The sequence below is a fragment of the Allosalinactinospora lopnorensis genome, assembly GCF_000981225.1.
In the GTDB taxonomy this organism is placed as follows: domain Bacteria; phylum Actinomycetota; class Actinomycetes; order Streptosporangiales; family Streptosporangiaceae; genus Allosalinactinospora; species Allosalinactinospora lopnorensis.
The window spans coordinates 23409-48746 of sequence record NZ_LAJC01000042.1 but is presented as its reverse complement, the minus strand read 5'-3'; the positions used below and the strand labels follow the sequence as shown (position 1 = coordinate 48746).

Sequence of the window (25338 nt, the reverse complement as noted above, 5' to 3'; positions counted from 1 at the left end):
CCCTCGCCGCCGCCCGGAGCACGGCGGCGCCACCCGTCCGGGGCGGGTCCTCCCGGCCCTCTGCCATCGCCGCCATGTCGCCGACCAGGCCGGGCTGGACCGCGAGCGGCGCCGCGCGAATCTGGCGGGGGCGCTGGCGCTACGTTCGCGGGTGGGCCCGGCCCTTCACGGGGAGAGCATCGTCGTCATCGACGACGTGGTGACAACGGGAGCGACACTCGCCGAGGCGACCCGAGTGCTGCGTAATGCCGGGGCAACGGTCGCGGGTGCCGCTGTGCTCACCGAGCGCGGGTGACCCCTGAGTGCGCGGGGCCGGTGTCAAACGGTTCGCGGCGGAGCGCCAAGAACCTTTTACCTCACCGCCATCTCTTTCCGTTTTTCTCCCGGATTCGGTGTTCTCTGGGAGAAGCCGGGCGTTTCGGCTGGAGGTAGTGGACACGTAGTACCTGACATCTGCGGATTCTCGGGTTAGCGTTCAGGGCATGGCACCCGTCCGGGTCCGTGGTTGCGCTGGACATCGCGTCCCCGTGGGGGCGCCTGTCCGGCAAGCCGATGCCAGCCGCAGGCGAAACGGCCCACGTAAGGCGACTTTTCGTCGACCGATCACGGTGCGGCTTAGAGGTAAGACCTGCCTCGCGGGGGGACCCGATGTCCTCCCGAACCGGGAGAAGGGCAGTAGTCGCACTCAAGCGCGGCAAACCCCTCAGCAGGCGGATGTGGGGACGAAGACCAGGTCGGCCGGACGGGTGCACATTCGTTTCCGGCCCCCGCCGTCTCGAGCCGGCCGCCCCCGATGTCCTCCCAGGAGCCGATGGCGGCGACTAACGGCTGATCAGGGTGGCTACTCGGCTTCAGCGGGGTGAATACTACCGGTACTGCGGGTATACGGGATTCCACACCTGAGGAGTGAACCCGCGGTGACAGAGAGGAGGAACGGGAGCGTTCGCCCACCCGCGCAGCGTGTGGGGCAATAGCTAGAGAGCCGGGTCATCGTACGGCGATGGCCCCGCGACAATAGGGGGTCTTGTGGACATCATCGTCAAAGGTCGGCGCACCGGTGTCAGCGACAAGTTCCGGCAGCATGTCGAGAACAAGCTGAGCAAGCTCTCCAAGTGGGAGAAAAAGGGGATGAGCGTCGATGTGGAGGTGTCCAAGGAGCGCAACCCGAAGCTGGCGGAGCACCGCGAGCGGGTTGAGCTGACCATCCACTCGAGCGGCCCGGTGATTCGCAGCGAGGCGTCCGCCGATGACCGCTACACCGCTCTCGACCTGTCAATCGACCGTATCGAGGCCCGACTGCGCAAGACCGCCGACCGGCGGAAGGTGCACAAGGGCAACCGCGCCCCCGTCTCGGTGGCGGCCGCCACCGCGGAGCTCGCCAGTGACGGCCCTGAGGCCGGACTGGGCTCCGTAACCGTTCCCCTACCCTCCCAGCAGGCCGGAGAACCCGAGGACGTCGACGGCATCGCCTTGGACCACCAGTTCTCCGACGAACTCCTGGAACTGGACACCCAGGGCGGCGCCCCCGTCGTCGTCCGGGAGAAGATCCACTACGCGAAACCCATGACCATCGACCAGGCTCTGATGGAGATGGAGCTTGTCGGTCACGATTTCTATCTCTTCCACGACGAGGACCGCGACGCCCCGAGCGTGGTCTACCGCAGAAAAGCGTTCAACTACGGAGTCATCCGGCTGATGGACTGAGCGGGCCGCGTGACGCGGTTTCCTCCCCGAGGACCCCACGGCGCGGTGCGAACGGCCACGCGCCGCGCCGTGCGGTGCGGCCTGTGCTCACCGGTCGTCGCCGGACTCCTGCCGCTTGATCTTGTGCAAGGGCGTGCTGTGTGCCTCCTCGGTCCCGACATGGGGGGCGTCCAGGACCACGTCGGTGAAGATATCGGTGACGAAGCACAGCACCCCGCCCACGAGCATCAGCAGCACACCGATCCCCATAAGCCACCATGCCGGCCCCAACACGAGGGAAAGGCCGCCCAGGGCGAACCCGACGGCGAGGAAGGCGACGGCCACCCACGAACCGAACCGGCCCCGATGACCGCTGGTCGGTGCCCACGCCCCGCCTTCTTGCTGGTAGCCGCGGATGTGAGACTCGGAGCGGTTGTCGGCCATGGGCGGAACTCCCCCTTTTATGCAGTGGGTTTTTCCGAGGGCTTGGTTTCGACCTAACCTCGCCCCTGTGCGGTTAAACCCAGCGGCCTCCGCGACCACGGAGCGTCATGAGGCCGAGCGGGATCGTCAAGGCAATATGGTCGCCTACGATGGGATGCTGGGGGCCAAGGATCCGTCCGCCTCCGCACGCGGGCCACGAGCTGCGAGGAGCGCATAGGAAGTGCCAGGCATACTCGATAAGGTCCTCCGCGCAGGAGAGGGCAAGATCCAGCGCAAGCTGAAAAGGCTGAAGGACCAGATCAACTCGATCGAGGACGACTACGTCGATCTGAGCGACGCGGAGCTGCGCCAACTCACCGACGAGTACCGCGAGCGGTACCAGGACGGTGAGACGCTCGACGACCTCCTGCCCGAGCTTTCGCCACGGTGCGCGAGGCCGCCAAGCGCACCCTCGGCCAGCGGCACTTCGACGTTCAGCTCATGGGCGGCGCCGCTCTGCACTTCGGCAACATCGCCGAGATGAAGACCGGTGAAGGCAAGACACTGACCTCGACGCTCGCCGTCTACCTGAACGCGCTCGCCGGTGAGGGCGTGCACGTCGTCACGGTGAACGACTACCTGGCCCGCCGCGACGCCGAGAACATGGGCCGGATCTACCAGTTCCTCGGCCTCAAGGTCGGTGTGATCGCCCCCGACGTCAGCGCGAAGGCGCGGAAGCAGGCCTACCAGGCCGACGTCACCTACGGCACCAACAACGAGTTCGGCTTCGACTACCTGCGCGACAACATGGCGCTGTCGCTCAACGACACGGTCCAGCGCGGGCACAACTTCGCGATCGTGGACGAGGTCGACTCCATCCTCATCGACGAGGCGCGGACCCCGCTCATCATCAGCGGTCCGGCCGAGCAGAACTCCCGCTGGTACTCCGAGTTCGCCAAGATCGTCCCCCGCCTGCGCCGCGAGGTCGACTACGAGGTCGACGAGAAGAAGCGCACGGTCGGCATCACCGAGGCCGGCGTGGAGAAGGTCGAGGACTGGCTGGGCATCGACAACCTGTACGAGTCCGTCAACACCCCTCTCATCAGCTTCCTGAACAACGCGCTCAAGGCCAAGGAGCTCTACCGGAAGGACAAGGAGTACATCGTCAAGGACGGCGAGGTGCTCATCGTCGACGAGTTCACCGGGCGCGTGCTGCGCGGGCGCCGCTACAGCGAGGGCATGCACCAGGCCATCGAGGCCAAGGAGAAGGTGCGGATCAAGGACGAGAACCAAACGCTCGCCAAGGTCACGCTGCAGAACTACTTCCGCCTCTACGAGAAGCTGGCCGGGATGACCGGTACCGCCCAGACCGAGGCCGCGGAGTTCACCCAGACCTACAAGATCGGCGTGGTCCCCATCCCGACCAACGAGCCGATGATCCGCGGTGACGAGAAGGACGTCATCTACAAGAACGAGGACACCAAGTTCGAGGCCGTCGTCGAGGACATCGCCGAACGGCACGAGGAGGGCCAGCCGGTCCTCGTCGGCACCACCAGCGTGGAGAAGTCCGAGCTGCTGTCCAAGCTGCTCAAGCGCGAGGGCATCCCGCACGAGGTCCTCAACGCCAAGAACCACGCGCGGGAGGCGTCGATCATCGCCCGGGCCGGGAAGCTCGGCAGCGTCACGGTGGCCACCAACATGGCCGGCCGCGGTACCGACATCATGCTGGGCGGCAACCCCGAGTTCATGGCCGATGAGGAACTCCAGGCGCGCGGCCTGCTTCCGCTGGAGAACCCCGAAGAGTACGAAGCCTCCTGGCCCGAGACACTGGAGAAGGCCAAGAAGGAAGTGGAAAGCGAGCACGAGCAGGTGGTCGAGGTCGGCGGCCTCTACGTGCTCGGCACCGAGCGCCATGAGTCCCGCCGGATCGACAACCAGCTGCGCGGGCGGTCCGGACGCCAGGGCGACCCCGGGAAGTCGCGCTTCTACCTCTCGCTTCAGGACGACCTGCTGCGGCTGTTCAACGCCGCCCGGGTGGAGATCATCATGGAGCGGCTGAGCATCCCCGAAGACCAGCCGATCGAGTCGGGGATGGTCAGCAAGGCGATCCAGTCGGCCCAGTCGCAGGTCGAGCAGCAGAACTTCGAGATCCGCAAGAACGTCCTCAAGTACGACGAGGTCCTCAACCGGCAGCGCAAGGTGATCTACGCCGAACGCTGCAAGGTGCTCGAAGGGGCCGACCTGCAGGAGCAGGTCGAGAGCATGATGGACGACGTCCTCGACGGCTACGTCCGCCAGGCCACAAGCGAGGGCGACCCCGAGGACTGGGACCTCGAGAAGCTTTGGAAGGCGTTCAAGCAGATCTACCCGATCAGCTTCACCGTCGACGAGCTCGTCGAGGAGAACGGCGGCGGGATCGAGACGCTGACCCCCGACATCCTCTCGCACCGGGTCCGCGAGGACGCCCAAGCGGCCTACGCGCGCCGTGAGGAGGAGCTCGGCTCCGAGGCCATGCGCGAGGTCGAGCGGCGCGTCATCCTCCAGGTCATGGACCGCAAGTGGCGCGAGCACCTCTACGAGATGGACTACCTCCAGGAGGGTATCGGCCTGCGCGCCATGGCGCAGCGCAACCCGCTGATCGAGTACCAGCGGGAGGGCTACGACATGTTCCAGGAGATGCTGGAGGGCATCAAGGAGGAGTCGGTCGGCTACCTGTTCAACGTCGACGTGCAGGTCAAGGGTAAGAGCACGGAAGAGCGGCAGCCCGAGGTCACCGCGGCGGGAGCGGCGGCCACCGCCGCCGCGGCCGGTGCCGTGGTCACAACCGAGTCCGAAACGGACGCGGCAGGGAGCGCGGCCACCGCCACAGAGGAGAAGGCCGACACGGCGGAGGAGCCCGAAGCCGCCGCCCCGGACACCTCCGAAAACGGCGACGCCGAGCAGGATGTCGTGGTCCAAGGCTTCGGCGCGAGCCGCCCGAGCCAGCTGCAGTACTCCGCTCCCAGCGAGGACGGCGGTGTGGAGCGGCACACCGAGGAGTCGGACGGCGACGAGTACGCCGGCGCCTCGCGCAACGCACCGTGCCCCTGCGGGTCGGGCAAGAAGTACAAGAAGTGCCACGGAGCTCCGAAAAGCAGCCGCGCCTGAGCCCTCCCGCGGCCATGCCGATACGAGACAGAGCCCCGCGAACGCGGGGCCCTGTCTGCTGCGGCCGCCTCAGGAGGAGGCCGGCGGTTCGTCCGAACGCCCGCCGGTGGAGGTGTCCTCCGAGCCCTTCGCCTGCTCCGTCGCGGTGGACGCGGTGTCCGGGTTGGCGGCGACCGACGGGGACTCCTCGACCGGCTCGCGCCCCGGCGTGGGCAGGTTCAGCTTCGTGATCAGGAAGTGGAAGACCAGGAAGTAGAGCACGAAGTACAGCACTCCCATACCCAGGATCAGCGGCATTCCCTGGGTGTTCGCCTTGAAGGCGTTCAGCAGCATGTCGATGCCGCCTGCGGAGAACCCGAAACCGAGTTGGGCGTCGAGCGCGTTCAGCACCGCCATCGAGATACCGGTCAGCACCACGTGCACGACGAACAGCAGCGGCGCGATGAAGATGAACGCGTACTCGATCGGCTCGGTGATACCGGTGACGAATGCTGTCAGCGCCGCCGAGATCATGATTCCGCCGACCGCGGCCCGCTGGCTCGGGTGCGCGGCACGCCAGATCGCCAGGGCGGCCGCCGGCAGGCCGAACATCAGGACCGGGAAGAAGCCGGCCAGGAAGCCGCCCGCTGTCGGGTCGCCCGCCATGTAGCGGTCGATCTCACCGGTGGAGACGACACCGCCTTTGCCGGTGTACTCGCCGAACACGAACCAGACGACCGAGTTGACGATGTGGTGCAGACCGAACGGGAGCAGCAGCCGGTTGACCATGCCGTAGACACCCGCGCCGATCGCACCGGAGCCGACGATCCAGTTGCCCAGATCGTTGATCCAGCCGCCCACGGTGGGCCAGACGAAACCGAACACGACAGCGAGGCCCAGCGCTGCGAGGGCAGTGATGATGGGCACGAAGCGGCGGCCGCCGAAGAAGGCCAGCCACGCGGGGAGTTTGATCCGGTAGAAGCGCTGCCACAGCAAAGCGGTCACGACACCGATCACGATGCCGCCGAGCACGTCGGTGGGGTTCTTCACCCCCCAGTTGATCACCACCTCGCCGTCGATCTCGGCCGTGACGGCGTCGCCGATCTCACCGCCTCGGTCGAAGAAGACATACTTGGTCACCCGATCGAAGACCAGGTAGCCCACGACCGCGGCGAGTGCGGTGGAGCCGTCCGCGCGTCTGGCGAAGCCGATGGCGACGCCTACGGCGAAGAGCAGGGGGAGGGCCTGGAAGAGGGCGTCGCCGGCCGTGCCGACGATACCGGCCACGTCCTGCATCCAGCCCATGCCGGCCACATCGGCCAGACCGCCGGGCTCGCCGCCGTTGCTGCCGAGCATGTCGTCCTGTCCCAGCCGGAGCAGGATCGCGGCCGCGGGTAGCACGGCGATCGGCATCATCAGACTGCGGCCGATGCGCTGCAGGACGGCGAGCGCCTTCGAGGATGGTTTCGGCGTGGTGGGGAGACCGCCATCCGCGGTCGACGAAGAACTCACGGGAAGTCCTCCCAGCTGCGTAAGTGAGGGATAACGCGTGACGAATGGGGATGCGTTGCGGGATGCGGGCGGGGTCAGCCGCCCGGGTGCCGGTCGAGCCGGGAGTGGAGCTGGTAGCGGTCGGCCCGGTAGGTGGAGAGCGCGAGTTCGACACACGCGCCGTTGGTGAAACTGCGCCGCTGCATGGAGAGGACCGGGCTTCCCGGGGACAGCCCGAGGAGCTTGGCATCGGCGGGGTCACAGATTCCGGCCTCGATGGTCTGCTCACCGGAGTCGAGGATGATTCCGAACTCCTCCTCGAGGACCTGGTAGAGCGAGCGCCCCGAGAGCCGGTGGGAACCGAGGCCGGGGGCGAGTGAGGTGGGGATGTTGGTGCGTTCGACGGCCATCGGCTCGCCGTCGGCCGTACGGAGTCGTTCGATGTGGTGCACGTCCGAACCGGGCGGGATGCCCAGTAGGCGTGCGGTGTGGCCACTGGCCGGGGTGATTCGCCGGGCGATGTCACGGGATCCGGGCTCGTAGCCGCGGGCGCGCATGTCCTCGGTGAAGGAGGCGAGGACGAGCGACATCTCGATCTTGGGGCGTGCGACGAAGGTTCCCTTGCCCGGTACCCGGTACAGCTTGCCCTCGGAGACCAGCAGGTCGATGGTCTGGCGCACCGTCATACGCGAAAGTCCGTACTTCGTGCCGAGCTCGCGTTCGGACGGGATGATGTCGTCCACCGCGAGACCGCTGTCCACGATCCAGTCGATGAGCAGCTCACGCAGTTGTGAGTACTTCGGCACGGGACTCGCGGGGTCGATTGTCATGGCGGGCGCCTGTTCGGTCGGCGGACATTCTGGTATTACTGGTATAGGCCGGACTAGACCACAGTTCAGTGTGGCGTGTCAATCAGCCCCCGACCACCGCCTGACCACGACCTCCCTGCCGCCGCCCGGGGCGCACCCTGACACCGGCGTTCGCGACCGATGGGAAGAAGCTCGATGACGACCACAACGAGCATTATGCGTTCGGAGATCACGGAGCAGCCCGAGGCGCTGCGCAGGACGCTGGATGCGGTGCTGCCGATGCGATCCGAGATATCGGCGCTGGCCGGGCAGACCCGCAACGTGCTGTTCATCGCCCGCGGCTCCTCCGACAACGCCGCGGTGTACGGTTCCTACCTGCTCCAGACGCAGAGCGGACGGCTCACATCGCTGGCCTCCCCCTCCGTCGCGACCATCTACGGCGCCAAGGTCGACCTCTCCGGCGTGCTCGCGGTCGCCATCTCCCAGTCCGGCCGTACTCAGGAGATCGTCGACACGATGCGGTGGGCCGCGGACTGCGGCGCGCGTACAGTCGCCGTCACCAACGGCGCCGACTCCCCGCTGACACAGGCCGCGGATGTCTCCCTGGTCACCCGTGCGGGGAACGAGATCGCCGTTCCGGCCACCAAGACCTACACCACCCAGCTCGCAGCGCTCGCGGTCCTCGCTCTGGGGCTCGGGGCCGACCTCGATCCCGGCCGGCTCACCGGTGTTCCCGACGTCATCGAATCGGCCCTGGACCAGTCGGACGAGCGCTGTGAGGAGATCGCCCAACGGCTCGTCGGCGTGCACGGCGCGGTCGTCTCAGGGCGGGGCCTGGCCTTCTCGACCGCGCTGGAGACCGCCCTTAAGCTCAAGGAGGCGTGCTACCTGCACGCCATGGGGCTCTCCTACGCCGATCTGCTGCACGGCCCGATCGCCGTGGTCGACAGGGACACCCCGGCCGTTCTGGTGGCCGCGAACTCCGGCCCCACCCTTCCGGGAATCGCGGCACTGGCCGAACGCGTCGCATCGGTCGGCGCCCCGGCCTACGGCATCGGCGGCGGCTCCGCGTTGGGAGCGGCATGCGACCTGTCGGTCCCCGCACCGGATCTGTCCGAGTGGCTGGCTCCGGTCAGCCTGATCATCCCCGCCCAGCTCATCACCGAGAAACTCGCCCGGCGACTGGGATACAACCCCGACGCCCCGCGTGGCCTGGGCAAAGTCACCCAGACGTCATAGGCTCCGCTCGCGCGTGTGCTTAGGCTCGCTTACCAACCACCGTGCCCGCCGCCCACCGACCGGATCCGCGATCCGCGGATCGCCCGGCCGGAACGGGTCCTCCCGTCGTTCGACCCCCTGAGAGGTACACATGGCCGACAAGGCAGCCGCGATCGTCGCCGGGCTCGGTGGCGCCGGCAACATCGAGGAGATCGAGGCGTGCATCACGCGTCTGCGCACCGAGGTCGCCGACGCCGGCAAGGTCGACGAGCCGGCGTTGCGGGCAGCAGGCGCGCACGGCGTACTCATCTCCGGCAACGTGGTCCAGGTCGTGGTGGGCCCGGAAGCCGATGCGCTGACCGACGACATCAACGAACTGCTCGACTGATCCGCCGGATCGCGGACGCGGCCCACGGCCGCGTCCTGAGGAAAGGAGGTGGTTCGTGCTCTCCGTTCACGCGCCCGTCCCCGGTACAGCGGTAGGACTCTCCGAGGTCAGTGACCCCGTGTTCGGGCAGGGCATGGTCGGACCCGGGGCCGCCATCGAACCCGCGCGCGAACCGCACGAGGCGATCGCGCCGATCAGCGGGACGGTCGTCAAGTTGCACGCGCATGCGTTCGTCATAGCCGACGAGCAGGGGCGGGGAGTGCTGGTCCATCTCGGGATCGACACGGTGCGGCTCGACGGCAAAGGCTTCGAAAAGCTTGCCGAGGAGGGGGAGCAGGTCGCTGCCGGTGCCCCGTTGATCCGCTGGAACCCGGCGGATGTCCAGGAGGAGGGGTACTCGCCGATCGTGCCGGTGGTCGCGCTGGACGCCGATGGCGACGTCATCTCGCGCGCGGTCACCGGGGAGGTGGCCAAGGGGGAGCAGCTGTTCCAATGGGCGTGAACCCGAACGACGGCAGCGGGCTCCGCGCGGCGCTGTTCGACCTCGACGGAACGTTGATCAACAGCGAGCCGCGGTCGCTCACGATCTGGGCGAAACTGCTCGACGCGCATAATGTTCCCTATGATGAGTCGACCCTTCACCGGTTCATGGGACGCCGCGGTCCTGATGTCCTCGCGGAGGATCCGGGACTCTTCCCGAATGTGACCTGGGACGTCCTGCTGGGCGAGCTGAGGATGATCGCGCAGGCCCCGGGACTGCCCCCGGTGCGCCGGCTGCCCGAATCACTGGCCTTCCTGCGCCGGCTCTACGCCGAAGGCGTCCCCTTCGACCTGGTCACATCCGCGGGGCGGCAATGGGCCGAGGGCGCGCTGGCCGACCTAGAGGTGTTCGAAATGTTCAAGGGCCTGGTAACGGCTGGAGATGTCGCCCGTGGCAAGCCCGGCCCGCAGGGCTACCTGATCGGAGCTGAGATCCTCGGCCACGACCCCGAGCACATCGCTGTGTTCGAGGACACCCCGGCGGGGGTCGAAGCCGGGTCGCGTGCCGGAATGCGAGTCGTCGGGATCACCAACACCCACGGCCACGCGGCGCTGGAGCGGGCGGACCTCGTCGTCGACCATCTGACCGAGGTGGACTGGCCTCGGCTCACACTGTCCGAGCGGGGAGACTGAGAGAGAGGTGCAACCGTGGCAGAACGCCGCGTCAAGGTCGGGGGCAAAGTGGGGCTGCACGCCCGTCCGGCCGCGCTGTTCGTCCAAACCGCGGCCGAGGTCGAGGGGGAGGTCACGGTCGCCAAGGGCGACTCTCCACCGGTATCGGCGAAGAGCGTCCTGGCTGTGATGGGGCTGGACGTGCGCCACGGCGACGAGATCGTCATCAACGTCGGCGGTGACGATCCCGAAGCGGTGCTGGACAGACTCGTCGAGATCGCGAACGCGGACTAGGGGAAAGAGCGTGGCTGACATGCTGATCGGCATCGGGGTGAGTGCCGGGGTCGGATACGGCCCGGTGGTCCGGTTGACCCGCTCGGTTCCGGAACCCTCCGAGGGTGAACAGCACGGTGGTGACATCGACACCGAGACCCGGCGAGCCGTCTCCGCCATGGAGGAGACCGCGCGGGATCTCACCGCGCGGGGCGAGCGCGCGGGAGGCCATGCCCAGGAGGTGCTGAACGCCCAGGCCCTCATGGCCCGCGATCCCGCGCTGACCGACGATGTCAGGCGCCGTGTGGGCGAGGGCGCCTCCGCGACGCGCGCGGTGTTCGAAGCCATGGACGTCTACCGCGAGATGCTGGTCAACGCCGGCGACTACCTGGCCGCCCGCGTGGCCGACCTCGATGATGTCCGCGACCGTGTCGTGGCCCGGCTGCTCGGTGTCACGGTGCCGGGAATCCCCGAGTCCAGCACCCCTTTCGTGCTGGTCGCGAACGACCTCGCCCCGGCGGACACGGCACTGCTCGACCCCGAACTTGTCCTCGCGTTCGTCACCGAGGAAGGCGGTCCCACCAGTCACACCGCGATCCTCGCCCGCTCCCTCGGACTGCCGGCCGTGGTCGCCTGCCCCGGCTGCACCGAGGTCAGAGAGGGTACACGGCTGCTGGTCGACGGGATGACCGGCGAGGTGGTGCCCGACCCCGCCCCCGCGTTGGTCGAGGAGGTCGAGGCGAAGGCGGCCGCGCGCGCCGCGGCGGCCGCTGAGAGCACCGGGCCCGGGCGCACGAGCGACGGGCACGAGGTCCCGCTGCTCGCCAACATCGGCGGCCCCAAGGAGCTGCCGGCGGCCCTGGAGAACGGTGCCGAGGGGATCGGCCTGTACCGCACGGAGTTCCTGTTCCTGGACCGCCCTGACGTGCCCGACCACGAGGAGCAGGTCGCCGCCTACCGGGCCGTGCTGGACGCGTTCCCCGGGGGCAAGGTGATCGTGCGGACCCTGGACGCCGGCGCCGACAAGCCGCTGGCCTTCCTGCCGCCCCCGGCTCCCGAGCCCAACCCGGCCCTCGGCGAGCGCGGCCTGCGGATGATGCGCCGGTTCCCCGACACGCTGGCGTCGCAGTTGGCGGCGCTGGCAGAGGCCAGACGCGATACCAAAGCGGACCTGCGGGTCATGGCGCCGATGGTGACCGACCTGGACGACGCCGAATGGTTCGCGGCCGCCTCGGCCGACGCCGGCATCCCCGACGCGGGCATCATGATCGAGGTTCCGGTGGCCGCACTGCGCGCCCGGCACCTGGCCGGGGCCGTGGGCTTCTTCAGTATCGGCACCAACGACCTCACCCAGTACGCGTGCGCGGCCGACCGCGAGATCGGCGGGCTGAGCAGGTTCCAGGATTCCTGGCAGCCGGGGGTGCTGGAACTGGTCGCGGCGGCCGCGACCGCGGCCGCGGAGGCCGGGCGCCCCTGCGGCGTCTGCGGCGAGGCCGCCGCCGACCCGATTCTGGGCTGCGTACTGGTCGGACTCGGGATCACCACGTTGTCGATGGGCGCCACCGCCCTGCCCTTGGTGCGCGCCGCGCTCGCCCGCAGCACTCTCGCGCAGTGTCGGGAGGCGGCGGAGGCGGCGCTGGCCGCGCGGAACGCGGCCGAGGCCAAACAGGCCGCGCGGAACCGCCTTCCGGGGACCGCCGCCCTCGAACTCTGAGCCCCGCCCCGGCGTCCGAGGGTACCGCGCGGGAGGACTTCCGGACGGATATCGAGAACCCGAGCGTGCGAACCCTCCCCCGGTGGCTATCGTGGGGCGGTGCCGGCTATGTCCCAATCGGCCGCGGAACCATCCGTCATCGTCCGGAAGATCCCCATGCCTTATCGCCGCCTGCTCGCGTCGCTCGGCGCCGGGCTTCTCCTGCTGTCGTCCGCGTGCAACTGGGAAAGCGCCGGCGACAGCGGCGCCGCCCCCGACGCGGACGACCCGGCGGGCGCCGCCGAGGAGCTGCTCGCGGATATGGACCTCGAAGAGAAGATCGGCCAGCTGCTCGTGGTCGTCCCGCAGGGGACCACCGCCGAGGAGAACGCCGGCATCATCGAGGAGTACCAGCCGGGCGGGTTCATCTACTTCCCGGAGAACCTCGAGGACGTCGAGCAGATCACCGGGATGTCCAACGGGCTGCAGGAGCAGGCCGCCGGCACTGGGGCCGGCGTTCCGCTGTTCCTCGGCATCGACCAGGAGCAGGGCATGGTCTCCCGGCTGCCGGTGGGCACGCGTTTCCCGGACGCCATGGCGGTCGGGGCCACCCGCGACACCGGGATGGCGGAAAGCCTGGCCGGTGTCACGGCCGCCGAACTCGCCGCCATGGGGATCAACCTCGACTACGCGCCGGTCGCCGATGTCAACGTCAACGCCGACAACCCCGTGATCGGCATCCGGTCCTTCGGCTCCGACCCGGACCTGGTCACGGAGATGGCGATGGCCGAGGTCGAGGCGTTCGAGGAGGGCGGGGTCGTCCCCGTCGTGAAGCACTTCCCGGGGCACGGCGACACCGATGTCGACAGCCACACGGGGCTGCCCAGGATGGAGACACCCCGCAGCGAGTGGGAGCAGGTGGACCTGCCGCCGTTCGAGAGCGCCGTCGAGGCGGACGCGGACGCCATCATGACCGCGCACGTGTTCCTGTCCGAGCTGGACGATTCCGGCGAGCCGTCCACGCTGTCGAAGAACGTCATCGAGGGGGTGCTGCGGGACGAGCTCGGCTACGAGGGAGTGGTCACCACTGACGCACTCAACATGGAGGGGGTCCGGCAGACCCACGACGACGCCGAGATCGCCGTCCGGGCGATCGAGGCCGGGGCGGACCAACTGCTGATGCCGCCGGACGCCGCCGAGACGGTCGGCGCTGTGCGCGAGGCCGTGGACGAGGGGCGGATCAGCGAGGACCGGCTGGACGCGTCGGTGCGCCGGATCCTTGAGCTGAAGGCGAAGCGCGGGGTGCTGGGGGGCGAGCCGGCGGACGCCGCGGCAGCGCAGGAGACCGTGGGCGGCGATGAGCACCTGGCCGCCGCTCAGGAGGTGGCCGACGCGTCGATGACCCTGCTGCGCAACGAAGGCGGCGTGCTCCCCTTGGCGGAGGGCGCCGCGGTGTTCCTCGCCGGCGCCGGCGCCGAGGAGATCGGCGCGGAACTGCGCGAGCTGGGGTACCAGGTGACGGACTCGGCCGCGGCCGCGGATGTCGCGGTGGTCGGCACCGAGGACGCGCGCGCCGACTCCGAGCAGCTCGACCGGGTCGACGCCGCGGGGGCGGCGGGCACGCCCGTGGTGGTGGTCGCACAGGGCACCCCCTACGACATCGGCGAGTTGCCGGATGTCAGCGGCTACCTGGCCACCTACTCGTCGGTGGACGTCTCCCGCACCGCCGCCGCCCGCGCCCTGGCCGGTGAGGTGCAGCCTTCCGGGAGGCTGCCGGTGGACATCCCCGGCACCGACCTGGAGTACGGCGACGGGCTGGAGTACTGACCGGGCGCCCGGCGGCGGTGCGGGCTGTTCGCGGATCCCGTGGTCCCCGGGAACCGAGGAGTCCCGCCGTGCCGTGGGCCCGGAAGGCCCGCTGAACCCGGAGTCCCGGATCCAGCGGAACCGTATGTCCGGCCGGACGCGCTCAGCTCGATCGGGGCGGGAAGCCTCCGGTGGCCACCGGTCCCCAGTGCTCCGGGGTGATGCGCACCAGGGCTTTTCCCTGCTTGCGCATAGCGGAACGGTACTCGTCCCAGTCCGGGTGCTCACCGGAGATCACGCGGAAATACTCGACCAGCGGTTCGACGGCTTCCTCGCCTTCGATGACCTCCGCGGACCCGTCGACCTGCACCCACGGGCCGTCGAATTCATCGGAGAGCATGAGGACGCTCACCCGGGGGTCGCGTGCCGCGTTGCGGGTTTTGGCCCGCTCCGGGTAGGTCGACACGACGATCCTCCCCCGCCCGTCGACACCGCAGGTCACCGGGGAGGCCTGAGGGGAGCCGTCCGAACGGCGCGTCAGCAGGATCGCCCGGTGCCGCGGCCGGAGGAACTCCAGCAGCTCATCGGCTGTCACGCGTGTGTTCGTCGCCATGGACGGACTCATTGCTGGCTCCCAACGTGAGACACTCTGCAACGGCTTCGGAAGAACCTGGAGAAGCCGGGATCCCAGGGTGCCTCACTCCCCGTCCGAAGGAGTGAGGTTCTTTATCTCCCGGCGGGCGATGGAGCGCAGGTGCACCTCGTCCGGGCCGTCGAAGATCCGCATGGTGCGGGCGATCGTGTACATCCGGGCGAGCGGGAAGTCTTCGCTGACCCCGCCTCCGCCGTGCACCTGGATCGCGCGGTCGATGGTCTCCGCCGCCGCGCGCGGCGCGGCCACCTTGATCGCGGCGATCTCGGTTTGCGCGCCCTTTGTACCGTGCTTGTCGATCAGCCACGCGGTCTTCAGCACCAGCAGGCGGGCCTGCTCGATCGCCATCCGCGATTCGGCGATCTGCTCCCGCACCACGCCCTGCCGGGCCAGCGGCTTGCCGAACGCCATCCGCTCGTTGGCCCGGCGGGCCATCAGCTCCAGCGCCCGCTCGGCCATGCCGAGCGCGCGCATGCAGTGGTGGACGCGGCCGGGGCCGAGCCGGGCCTGGGCGATCATGAACCCGTCGCCTTCCTCGGAGATGAGGTTCTCGGCCGGCACGCGCACGTCAGTGAACCGCAGTTCGCAATGGCCCTCCTGGTCCTCGTAGCCGAACACCGGCAGGGAGCGCACGATCTCCAGGCCGGGAGTCCCGTTCGGTACCAGGATCATCGACTGCTGGCGGTGGGCGGGGCCGTCCGGATCGGTCTTGCCCATGACGATGAAGACCTTGCAGCGGGGATCGGCCGCTCCGCTGATCCACCACTTGCGGCCGTTGATGACGTAGTCGTCGCCGTCGCGGACGATCGAGGTGGCGATGTTGGTCGCGTCGGAGGAGGCGACGTCGGGCTCGGTCATGGCGAAGGCGGACCGGATCCGGCCCTCAAGCAGCGGTTCGAGCCACTGCTTTCGCTGTTCGGCCGAGCCGAACATGTGCAGCACCTCCATGTTGCCCGTGTCCGGCGCCGAACAGTTCAGCGCCTGCGGAGCGATGTGGGGGGAGCGGCCGGTGACCTCGGCGAGCGTGGCGTAGTCGGTCACGCTCAGGCCGCCGACGTCGGGCAGGAAGAGGTTCCACAGGCCGCGGCGGCGCGCCTCGGCCTTGAGCTCCTCCATGACCGGCGGCAACGTGTGGTCGTCCCGGCCGGCGTCGGCTCGCTGCTGGTCGTAGACGGGTTCCGCGGGGTAGACGTGGCCGTCCATGAACTCGTTCAGGTTGGCCAGGTACTCGCGTGCTGTGGAGCTGATTTCGAAGTCCATGAGACGATTATGCCATCCGACCGACTGGTCGGTACCCTTGTGGTGATAAGTATTTTCCCTGGATCCGAAGGTTGGAGGCAGTGGCCGCGGGGAAAAAACTCCGCCCCTGCCTGCTGCTCGCCGCGGGCCCGGGAAGAAGCCGGACTTCCACCGGCAGGATTGGGCACGAACCAAGAGGAGGCGATGGGATGTCCACCATGTGCCGCGGCATCATCACCGACTGGGGCGGTGTGCTGACCTCGCCGCTGAAGGAGACGATCAACGCGTGGCTGGCCGCCGACCGCATCGACGACGAGCTCTACCGCACCGTCATGCGCTCCTGGGTGGACCGCGCCTACGGGGGCGGCGGAGCGGCGGGGAATCCGATCCACGCGCTGGAGCGCGGCGAGGTGCCGACGGACGAGTTCGAGCGCCTGCTCGCCGCCGAGCTGAGACTGGTCGACGGCGGTCCGGTACCCGCCGAAGGACTGATCACGCGGATGTTCTCCGGCTTCCACCCGGTCGACGAGATGTACACACTCCTGCGGCAGGCACGCGGCCAGGGGGTCCGCACCTGTCTGCTGTCGAACTCCTGGGGCAACGGCTACCCCCGTGACCGGTTCGCCGCCACGTTCGACGCCGTCGTCATCTCCGGCGAGGTCGGGATGCGCAAGCCCGAAGCCTCGATCTTCCGGCACGCGCTCGAACTCACCGGACTCGCGCCCGAGGAGTGCGTGTTCATCGACGACATCCGGCACAACGTGGACGCCGCGGTCGAGCTGGGCATGACCGGGGTCCTGCACCGCGACCCCGAGCAGACGCGGGCCCAGCTCGCCGAAGCCTTCGAGGTGCGGTTCCACCCGGCGCCGTCGTAGTGCCGGGTCGGCGCACCGTGAGGAGCGGATCCTTGGCACACTCTGGTGTGTCCGCAGATCCTCGCCACCCGAACGATCGAGTCCCACGATGCGCATCTTCCTACCGAGTACCCTCCCCGCTCTCGCAGGCGTCCTCGCGGACGGCTCGGTACGCGGCGCTCCCATCACGGCCTTCGCGGTGACCCGGGAGCTCAGCAACGCCCAGCCGGTCGCCGGGGAGGAGGAGTTGGAGTACGAGGCCATGCTCAGCGCGGCCGACGCCTCGCTGCAACTGCTGGCCGCCGACCCCGATGCTCCTCGGCGGCGTGTCGTGCTCGCGGCCGACGTACCCGACAGGATCGTCGAGCCGGCGGCCGGCGAAGCGGAACCGTCCGCTGTCGCGGTGGCAGGGGAGGTCCCTCTCAAGCGCATCGCCTCCGCCCACGTCGACGACGAGGCGACCGCACCCGCCATCGAGGCCGCCATCGCCGAGCCCGGCACTGGCCACGAGTACGAGCACGAGCTCATGTGGTACGCCACCCAGGAGCTGAAGTACCTGTTCGATTGAGGCCGCGGCGTCCCGCGCCACGGAGGTCGAGTGCCCGCCGAGATCTTCCGGTCGGGAGCCGCAACGACGATTACCGTCCCGGCGGGGCCGGGTATGCCTCCGGAGCAGACCTCATACGGGAGGCGTTCCATGGATGCCGTGACCAATGTCCCGGTTCCCGTCAACGAGCCGAACCTGACCCACGCGCCGGGAACCCCGGAGCGGGACGAACTGGTGGCGGAGATCGAGCGCCAGACGAGCAGGGAGCACGAGCTCACCCAGACCATCGGGGGCGAGCAAAGGCCCGGTGCCGGCGAACCCATACCGGTGGTCCAGCCGCACAACCACGGCAGTGTGCTGGGCAGGATGACCAACGCCACCGATCTGGAGGTACGCGAGGCCATCAGCGCCGCGCGGGCGGCGGCTCCGGCGTGGCGGGCGATGTCCTTCGACGACCGCGCCGCGATCTTCCTCCGCGCCGCCGACCTGCTCTCCGGGCCCTGGCGCGCGCGGATCAACGCCGCGACCATGCTCGGCCAGTCCAAGTCGGTCCAGCAGGCCGAGATCGACGCCGCGTGCGAACTGATCGACTTCCTGCGGTTCAATGTCGCCTACGCCCGGCGCCTCTATGAGGAGCAGCCGCTATCGGTGCGCGGGGTATGGAACCGGATGGAGCTCCGGCCGCTTGAGGGGTTCGTGCTGGCCATCACCCCCTTCAACTTCACCGCGATCGCCGGAAACCTCCCCACCGCCCCGGCCCTGATGGGCAATGTCGTGGTGTGGAAGCCCTCGCCCACGCAGACGCTCGCGGCCTGGTACTTCATGCGGCTGCTGGAGGAGGCGGGGCTCCCGCCCGGTGTGATCAACACGGTCACCGGCGACGGGTCCGCGGTGTCGCGGGTCGCGCTGCTCCAGCCGGATCTCGCGGGCATCCACTTCACCGGCTCCACCGGCACCTTCCAGCACCTGTGGCGCACCGCCGGCGAGAACATCGCGCACTACCACTCCTACCCGCGCATCGTCGGTGAGACCGGCGGCAAGGACTTCGTGGTCGCCCACTCGTCCGCTGATCCCGCGGTACTGGGCACCGCGCTGGTCCGGGGCGCGTTCGAGTACCAGGGCCAGAAGTGCTCGGCGGCCTCGCGGGCCTACGTGCCGCGCAGCGTCTGGTCGGCCATGCGCGACGACTTCCTCTCCGAGGTCGAGTCGCTGACCATGGGCGACGTCGCCCGGGACGTTTCCACGTTCATGGGCGCCGTCATCGACGATCGGGCGTTCGCGAAGAACACCGGCGCGCTGAAACGGGCCAGGGACACCGACTCCATCAGGGTCCTCACCGGCGGGACCTCCGACGACTCCGTCGGCTACTTCATCCAGCCGACCGTGCTGGAATGCGAGGACCCCGAGGACGAGGTGTTCAGCACCGAGTACTTCGGACCGATCCTCGCTGTGCACGTCTACGACGACTCGCGCTACGACCAGGTGCTGGCGCAGATGGCCGATGTGGCGCCCTACGCCCTCACGGGCGCGGTCGTCGCCCGCGACCGGGCCGCGATCGCCAAGGCCGACTCCGCCTGCGGTTCTCCGCGGGAAACTTCTACATCAACGACAAGCCGACGGGGTCCATTGTCGGCCAGCAGCCCTTCGGCGGCGCGCGTGCCAGCGGCACCAACGACAAGGCCGGGTCCGTCTTCAACCTGATGCGCTGGGTCAGCCCCCGTGCCATCAAGGAGACCTTCCTCAGCCCGACCGACTGGCGTTACCCGCATATGGGCTGAGCACCGCCGCGTGTTCCGGGGCCGGCGAGGCCGGCCCCGCGGGGTCCGCGGGGATGGCTCCAGTCGGGGCGTGCGGCAAGATAGGAGAGGCGAGAAACACCGACCCTTCCCTCAAGGAGCCTCCAATTAGCCGGCTGGTGTTGTGGAATATCGACCTCACCCTCGTCGACGTCGCCCAGGTAACGCGCGCCGCCTACGCTGAGGCGTTCGAGCGGGTGACGGGTGAGCCCTTGGTCTACCTGGCATCGATGTCCGGGCGGACCGACTCCGAGATCTTCTTCGAGTTCCTGGCCCGCAACCAGGTGGAACTGGGGGCCGGAGAGGAGCCCCTCCCGGACTTCATCGAGGCGCTCGGCGAGGCGTTCGCGCGGCGCCGCGATCAGCTCTCGGCCAAGGGCAGGGCCATGCCCGGCGCGCAGACGGCGCTCGCCGCGGTCGCCGGCTTGGAGGACACCGTGCAGTCGGTGGTCACCGGGACGATCATGGCCAACGCGGTCGCCAAGCTCTCGGCCTTCGGGCTCGACGGTTACCTGGACCTGAGCATCGGCGGTTTCGGATCCGAGCACTATCCCAAGGCCAGCCTCATCCAGTTCACCCGGATGCGGGCCGCCGAGGCCCACGGGGTCCCGTTTCCGGAATCGGGCACGGTGTACATCACCGACTCCGTGCGGGACGTCGAGGCGGCGGTCATCGGCCACGCCACGCCCATCGCCGTCGTCAGCGGCTCCTCCAGCGAGTCGCAGCTGCGTGCGGCCGGCGCGAAGTACGTCCTCGACGACCTGACGGCGTCCCGGGCTCTCGTCGACGCCGTCCTCCAGGCCACCAGCGCCGCGTAGCCGTGCCGGGGCACGGCCTCCGCGTCTCGGCAGGGAAGGCGGCGGAGGTATACCAGGCGGTGTGCGGGATAGCGGATCCCCATGCCGGCCGCGCGTGGCGGCGTTCAGCAGAACGGGGGCGAGACGTGGTGTCCGTTTACCGCCGCGAGTGGTGCGGTCGCTACCGCAATCCGCTCCTAACAGCTGAAACGCACTGTTTACAGCGTTGATCGCTGTTCCACCGAATGGGAAGCAGTAGCCTGGGCGCAGGCGAGCGCCGAACAACGAAGTCCGGCCCGATACGCCATGGCCTGTGCGCACAGGTGCCACTTCCGGTCCGCAGGGCCCGTGCCGGGAGCGGCGAACCAAAGGGGTCGAGTAACGATCACAACTAGTCACATCATCCGATGTTCTGGGGTCACTCCGGGCTGGATCCGGGTACCCCAACGGGCTCACAAAGGAGTGAGATCGAACCATGTCCGGGCAGATGGACGCCGTGCAGGACCAATTGCTGCGCGATGCGGCTACGCAGTGTTCACGCTTCTCAGACGGGGTGTCCAGCGACCTCGACCATCTGGAGCGGTTCCTGCGGCAGTACTACCGGCACGTCGCTCCCGAGGAGCTCAAGGAGCGCGCCGCCGCCGAGATCCGCGGTCCGGCGATCGCCCACCGCGAGCTGGCCGAGTACCGCCCGCAGGGGCGGTCCAAGGTGCGTGTCCACACCCCGACGCGCGAGAAGGAAGGGTGGGACGTCGGCCACACGGTCGTCGAGATCGTGACCGATGACGCTCCTTTCCTGGTCAGCTCCGTCACTATGGAGCTCAACCGGCGGGGTGTCGGAATCCAGCTGGTCATCCACCCGCAGCTGCGCGTGGCACGCGATATCGCCGGCAATCTGAAGGAGGTCGGCCCGGACGAGGGCGACGGTCCCGAGCCGCTCGCAGAGTCGTGGATGCACATCGAGATCGACCGGCAGACCGACCCGTTCGTGCTGGAGCAGCTCGCGACCTGTATCGAGCGTGTGCTCATCGACGTCCGGCACGTGCACGAGGACGGCGCGAAGATGCGCCGCCGGGCGATCATGCTCGCCGACGAGGTCGCCGCCACCCGTGACTCCCAGGCCGCCGGCGGTGTGGCGGCATACGAGAGCGCCGAGGCCGTCGAATTCCTGCGCTGGAGCGCCGACCGCCACTTCACCTTCATGGGTTACCGCGAGTACGCGCTCGTCACCGACGACGACGGGAACGACGCCCTGGCCCCGCAGACCGGGAGCGGACTCGGCCTGCTCCGGATGGATCACGCCGATTCGGGAAGCTTCACCGTTCTGCCGCCGGAGGTGCGCGCGAAGGCGCGCGAGCCGCACGTGCTGGTGCTCACCAAGGCGAACTCCCGCGCCACTGTGCACCGTCCCCGCTACCTCGACTACATCGGCGTCAAGAAGTTCGACGAGCAGGGCAATATCATCGGCGAACGGCGCTTCCTGGGTCTGTTCACCCATGAGGCCGCCACGACCAGCATCTCGCAGATCCCCATTCTCAGGCGGAAGCTGTCCGAAGTCCTCGACCTGGCCGGGTTCGACGCCGAGAGCTACGACGGCAAGGACCTGATCGAGATCCTGGAGGGCTTCCCTCGGGAGGAGCTGCTCCAGACACCGGTGCCAGAACTCTACGAGATCGTCCGCGGCGTGCTGCGGCTGCGCGAACGCAGAGGCACCAAGCTGTTCACCCGCCGCGACCCCTACGGCCGCTATATCTCCTGCCTGGTCTACATGCCGCGGGACCACTTCAACACGCAGGTTCGGCTGGAGATCCAGAGGGTCCTGGCCGAGGCGTTCGGCGGCGTGACCGTGGACCACAACGTCATGGTGAGCTCGTCGCCGCTGGCGCGACTGTACCTGGTCGTCCGCGCCGAACGAGGCCGGGCGCTGCCCGACGTCGACCACGCGACGCTGGAGGCCGAGATCGTCCAGGCCACGCGCTCCTGGGACGACGACCTCCTCGCCGAGCTGACCGCGCGCTTCGGGGCCGACCGCGCATCGGAGCTGCTGCGCGCCTACGGCGACGCCCTGCCCGAGGGGTACAAGGTCGACACCCCGGCCAAGACCGCTGTGGACGACATCCTCCGCGTCGACGCCCTCAGCGGGGAGCACGATCTCGCGGTCAACCTCTACCGGCCCACCTCCGCCGACCCGGGCGAATGGCGGTTCAAGGTCTACCGCACGGGGGCGCCCATCTCCCTCTCGCGTGTGCTGCCCCTGCTGGAGCACATGGGTGTGGAGGTCACCGACGAACGCCCGTACGGGATCGCGGGCCCCGGCGCCGACCGCGAGGGTTCGGGGCGGGCCTGGATCTACGACTTCGGCCTGGCTCGGATCGACTCCGAGGAGAGAGGCTGGAATCGGCTGAAGTTCCTGTTCGAGGACGCCTTCACCGCGCTCTGGCACGGCCGGGGCGAGTCGGACCGCTTCAACGCCCTCGTGGTGCGCGCCGGCCTCACCTGGCAGCAGCTCACCATCCTGCGCGCCTACGCCAAGTACCTGCGGCAGGCCGGCAGTACCTTCAGCCCGGCCTACATCGCCGATGTGCTCGTCGCCAACGTGCACATCGCCAATCTGATGATCCGGCTGTTCGAGTCGAGGTTCGACCCGCGTTTCGACGCCGGCCGCCAAGAGCGCTCCGAGGCCATCGCCGAGGAGCTCCAGGGAGAGCTCGATCTCGTCGCCAGCCTCGACCACGACCGCATCCTGCGCTCGTTCCTCTCGGCGATCCAGGCCACGGTGCGCACCAACTACTTCCAGACCGACTCCACCGGCGACTCCAAGCCGTACCTGGTCTACAAGTTGGACCCGCAGCGCATCCCGGACCTGCCGGCCCCGCGGCCCAAGTACGAGAAGTACGTCTACTCGCCGCGGGTCGAGGGGGTGCACCTGCGCTTCGGCTCCGTGGCGCGCGGCGGGCTGCGCTGGTCGGACCGTCCGGAGGACTTCCGTACCGAGATCCTGGGCCTGGTCAAGGCGCAGATGGTGAAGAACGCCGTCATCGTGCCCAGCGGCGCGAAGGGCGGGTTCATCTGCAAGCAGCTGCCCTCCGGCGGGGACCGCGACGCACTCCAGGCCGAGGTGATCGCCTGCTACAGGCAGTTCATCAGCGGGCTCCTGGACGTCACGGACAACCTGGTCGACGGCGTGGTGGAGCACCCCGAGGCCGTCGTCCGCTACGACGACGCCGACTCCTACCTGGTGGTCGCCGCGGACAAGGGCACCGCAACGTTCTCCGACATCGCCAACGGGATCTCCCTCGAACGCGGGTTCTGGCTGGGCGACGCCTTCGCCTCCGGCGGCTCGATCGGCTACGACCACAAGGCCATGGGCATCACCGCCCGCGGAGCGTGGGAGTCGGTCAAGTACCACTTCCGCGAGATGGGGGTGGACGTCCAGAACGAGGACTTCACCGTGGTCGGTATCGGCGACATGTCGGGCGACGTGTTCGGCAACGGCATGCTGCTCTCGCGGCACATCCGGCTGGTCGCGGCCTTCGACCACCGGCACATCTTCCTCGACCCCGCCCCCGCCCCCGACCTCGGCTTCGCTGAGCGGCGGCGGCTGTTCGACCTGTCGCGCAGTTCGTGGGCCGACTACGACGAGAACCTGATCTCCGAGGGCGGCGGGGTGTACTCGCGCGCCGCGAAGTCGATACCCGTCACCCCCCAGGTCCGGGAGGCGCTCGGTATCGCCGAGGATGTCACCTCCTTGACCCCCTTCGAGATGATGCAGCACATCCTCACGGCCCCGGTGGACCTGCTGTGGAACGGCGGGATCGGCACCTACGTCAAGGCGTCCGCGGAATCCCACTCCGACGTCGGCGACAAGGCCAACGACGTCATCCGGGTGAACGCCGAGGACCTGCGCTGCAGGGTCATCGGCGAAGGCGGGAACCTGGGGCTGACCCAGCTCGCCCGTATCGATTTCGCTCTCGCGGGCGGCCGGGTGAACACCGACTTCATCGACAACTCGGCCGGTGTGGACACCTCCGACCACGAGGTGAACATCAAGATCATGCTGGACAAGGAGGTCCGCAGGGGACGGGAACCCAAGGAGGAGCGCGACCAGCTCTTCATGAGCATGACCGACGAGGTCGCCGAGTTGGTGCTGCAGAACAACTACGCCCAGAACGTCCTCCTTGCGGCGGCGCGCAAGCAGGCCGGCAGTATGCTGCACGTCCACTCCCGCTACCTGCGCAAGCTGGAACGGTCCGGTCAACTCAAGCGGAAGCTGGAGTTCCTCCCCGACGACAAGGCGATCGCGGCGCGGCGCTCCAGCGGACAGGGGCTCACCGGTCCGGAGTTCGCCGTCCTGATCGCCTACACCAAGATCACCCTCAAGGAGGAGATCCAGGCGTCCACCCTGAGCTCCGACTCCTATCTGCGGACCACGCTCACCGAGTACTTCCCGACCCCGCTGCGTGAGCGCTTCGCCGACGCCATGCCGGAGCACCCGCTGGCCGGCGAGATCATCACCAACCAGGTGGTGAACGACATGGTGAACCGGTCGGGGATGACCTTCGCGTTCCGGCTCAACGAGGAGCTGGGCGCCGACGCCGCCGATATCGCGCGGGCCTACCTCGTAGTACAGGACGTCTTCCAGATGCGCCGGTTCTGGCAGGCGGTGGAGGACCTGGACCACCGGATCGAGGTCGACACCCAGCTCTCGTTGCTGCTGGAGGCGCGCAAGCTGTCGGAGCGCGCCGCGCGCTGGCTGCTGCGCAACCGCACGTCGCCGTTCGATCTCAGCGAGGAGATCACCTTCTTCGCCGAAGGCGTGTCCGCGGTCGTGCCGCAGCTTCCCGAACTGCTTCAGGGGCGCGACCTGGCCGCGTACAGCGACCGCCGCGACCGCTTCGTCATGCAGGGCGTGCCCAAGGAACTCGCGGAGCTCGTGGCCGCGATGGTGCCGGCCTACTCCACCTTCGACCTGGTGGAGATCGCGCACCGCACCGGGCGCTCACTGCGCAAGGTCGCCGAGGTCTACTTCGACCTGGCCGAGCAGCTGCAGATCGCCCGGCTCCGGGAGCGGATCATCGCGCTGCCGCGCGACGACCGCTGGAACACGATGGCCCGTTCGGCCGTACGCGACGATCTGTACGCCGCGCACGCCGACCTCACCGAGAACGTGCTGCTGTCCGGGGGCGCCGACGAACCAGCCGACGACCTGCGGGCCCACTGGACGGAGCAGAACCGGGTCGCCGTGGAGCGCGCGGGCCAGACCATGTCCGAGATCTGGGAGACCGAGCGCTTCGACCTGGCCACTCTCTCGGTGGCGCTTCGCGCGATCCGCTCGCTGCTGAGCTGAGGCGATAGCGCAGCAGTTCAGCGACCGGACGGCCGCTCCGCACC

18 protein-coding genes and 2 pseudogenes are annotated in these 25338 nt (G+C 68.7%); 15 read left to right on the top strand and 5 right to left on the bottom strand.

Annotated elements, in window-relative coordinates:
* On the top strand, positions 1-295 hold a 295-nt coding region (locus VS93_RS16105; RefSeq protein ID WP_046470741.1), incomplete at its 5' end, for a ComF family protein.
* A gap of 731 nt (positions 296-1026) precedes the next feature.
* On the top strand, positions 1027-1704 hold the full coding sequence (gene hpf, locus VS93_RS16100) for a ribosome hibernation-promoting factor, HPF/YfiA family (protein WP_046470740.1): 678 nt from the start codon (positions 1027-1029) through the stop codon (positions 1702-1704).
* Positions 1705-1791: 87 nt separating this feature from the next.
* On the opposite strand, the gene VS93_RS16095 is transcribed toward hpf, so the two are convergent.
* Positions 1792-2127: a hypothetical protein gene (locus VS93_RS16095; protein WP_046470739.1), complete on the bottom strand. Its 336-nt coding sequence runs from the start codon at positions 2125-2127 to the stop codon at positions 1792-1794.
* 220 nt (positions 2128-2347) lie between these two features.
* On the opposite strand from VS93_RS16095, the pseudogene secA reads away from it, so the two are divergent.
* Positions 2348-5253, top strand: a pseudogene (gene secA, locus VS93_RS16090) (preprotein translocase subunit SecA).
* Between the two features lie 69 nt (positions 5254-5322).
* Here the strand turns inward: secA and VS93_RS16085 are convergent.
* Both VS93_RS16085 and VS93_RS16080 read right to left on the bottom strand, forming a co-directional pair.
* Positions 5323-6744 (bottom strand): PTS transporter subunit EIIC, encoded by a 1422-nt coding sequence (locus VS93_RS16085; protein WP_046470738.1) that lies wholly within the window; start codon positions 6742-6744, stop codon positions 5323-5325.
* Between the two features lie 74 nt (positions 6745-6818).
* Complete coding sequence (locus VS93_RS16080; RefSeq protein WP_046470737.1) at positions 6819-7553, bottom strand: GntR family transcriptional regulator; 735 nt, start codon at positions 7551-7553, stop codon at positions 6819-6821.
* Positions 7554-7727: 174 nt separating this feature from the next.
* On the opposite strand from VS93_RS16080, the gene VS93_RS16075 reads away from it, so the two are divergent.
* The 7 genes from VS93_RS16075 (at position 7728) to VS93_RS16045 (ending at position 14083) form a co-directional block, all read left to right on the top strand.
* Positions 7728-8771 (top strand): SIS domain-containing protein, encoded by a 1044-nt coding sequence (locus VS93_RS16075; RefSeq protein ID WP_046470736.1) that lies wholly within the window; start codon positions 7728-7730, stop codon positions 8769-8771.
* A gap of 130 nt (positions 8772-8901) precedes the next feature.
* The gene (locus VS93_RS16070; RefSeq protein WP_046470735.1) at positions 8902-9138 is read left to right on the top strand and encodes a glucose PTS transporter subunit EIIB; all 237 of its coding nucleotides are present in this window, start codon (positions 8902-8904) and stop codon (positions 9136-9138) included.
* Positions 9139-9193: 55 nt separating this feature from the next.
* Entirely contained in the window at positions 9194-9640 is a 447-nt protein-coding gene (locus tag VS93_RS16065) for a PTS sugar transporter subunit IIA (protein ID WP_046470734.1), read from the top strand.
* Positions 9631-10311, top strand: coding sequence for an HAD family hydrolase (locus tag VS93_RS16060; protein ID WP_046470733.1), 681 nt, complete (start codon positions 9631-9633; stop codon positions 10309-10311). Before VS93_RS16065 ends, VS93_RS16060 begins: the two co-directional genes overlap by 10 nt.
* A 15-nt stretch (positions 10312-10326) precedes the next feature.
* On the top strand, positions 10327-10584 hold the full coding sequence (locus VS93_RS16055; RefSeq protein ID WP_046470732.1) for an HPr family phosphocarrier protein: 258 nt from the start codon (positions 10327-10329) through the stop codon (positions 10582-10584).
* 19 nt (positions 10585-10603) lie between these two features.
* Entirely contained in the window at positions 10604-12277 is a 1674-nt protein-coding gene (ptsP, locus tag VS93_RS16050; protein WP_046470748.1) for a phosphoenolpyruvate--protein phosphotransferase, read from the top strand.
* A gap of 156 nt (positions 12278-12433) precedes the next feature.
* Positions 12434-14083 carry a glycoside hydrolase family 3 protein gene (locus VS93_RS16045; RefSeq protein WP_046470747.1) on the top strand — a complete coding sequence of 550 codons (1650 nt, stop codon included), beginning with the start codon at positions 12434-12436 and terminating at the stop codon, positions 14081-14083.
* Between the two features lie 142 nt (positions 14084-14225).
* Here VS93_RS16045 and VS93_RS16040 read toward each other — a convergent pair whose 3' ends face one another.
* On the bottom strand, positions 14226-14687 hold the full coding sequence (locus VS93_RS16040; protein WP_046470731.1) for a PPOX class F420-dependent oxidoreductase: 462 nt from the start codon (positions 14685-14687) through the stop codon (positions 14226-14228).
* Between the two features lie 72 nt (positions 14688-14759).
* The gene (locus VS93_RS16035) at positions 14760-15974 is read right to left on the bottom strand and encodes an acyl-CoA dehydrogenase family protein (RefSeq protein WP_046470730.1); all 1215 of its coding nucleotides are present in this window, start codon (positions 15972-15974) and stop codon (positions 14760-14762) included.
* Positions 15975-16162: 188 nt separating this feature from the next.
* On the opposite strand from VS93_RS16035, the gene VS93_RS16030 reads away from it, so the two are divergent.
* The 5 genes and pseudogenes from VS93_RS16030 to VS93_RS16010 all read left to right on the top strand — a co-directional run bounded on the left by VS93_RS16030 (position 16163) and on the right by VS93_RS16010 (position 25294).
* Positions 16163-16828, top strand: a complete 666-nt coding sequence (locus tag VS93_RS16030; RefSeq protein WP_046470729.1) for an HAD family hydrolase — start codon at positions 16163-16165, stop codon at positions 16826-16828.
* Between the two features lie 88 nt (positions 16829-16916).
* A complete protein-coding gene (locus VS93_RS16025; RefSeq protein ID WP_046470728.1) occupies positions 16917-17375 on the top strand; it encodes a DUF6912 family protein in 459 nt (152 codons plus the stop codon).
* Between the two features lie 129 nt (positions 17376-17504).
* Positions 17505-19132, top strand: a pseudogene (gene pruA, locus VS93_RS16020) (L-glutamate gamma-semialdehyde dehydrogenase).
* A gap of 53 nt (positions 19133-19185) precedes the next feature.
* Positions 19186-19968 carry an HAD family hydrolase gene (locus VS93_RS16015; protein WP_046470727.1) on the top strand — a complete coding sequence of 261 codons (783 nt, stop codon included), beginning with the start codon at positions 19186-19188 and terminating at the stop codon, positions 19966-19968.
* A gap of 454 nt (positions 19969-20422) precedes the next feature.
* Positions 20423-25294, top strand: a complete 4872-nt coding sequence (locus tag VS93_RS16010; RefSeq protein WP_046470726.1) for an NAD-glutamate dehydrogenase — start codon at positions 20423-20425, stop codon at positions 25292-25294.
* Positions 25295-25338: the final 44 nt, after the last annotated feature.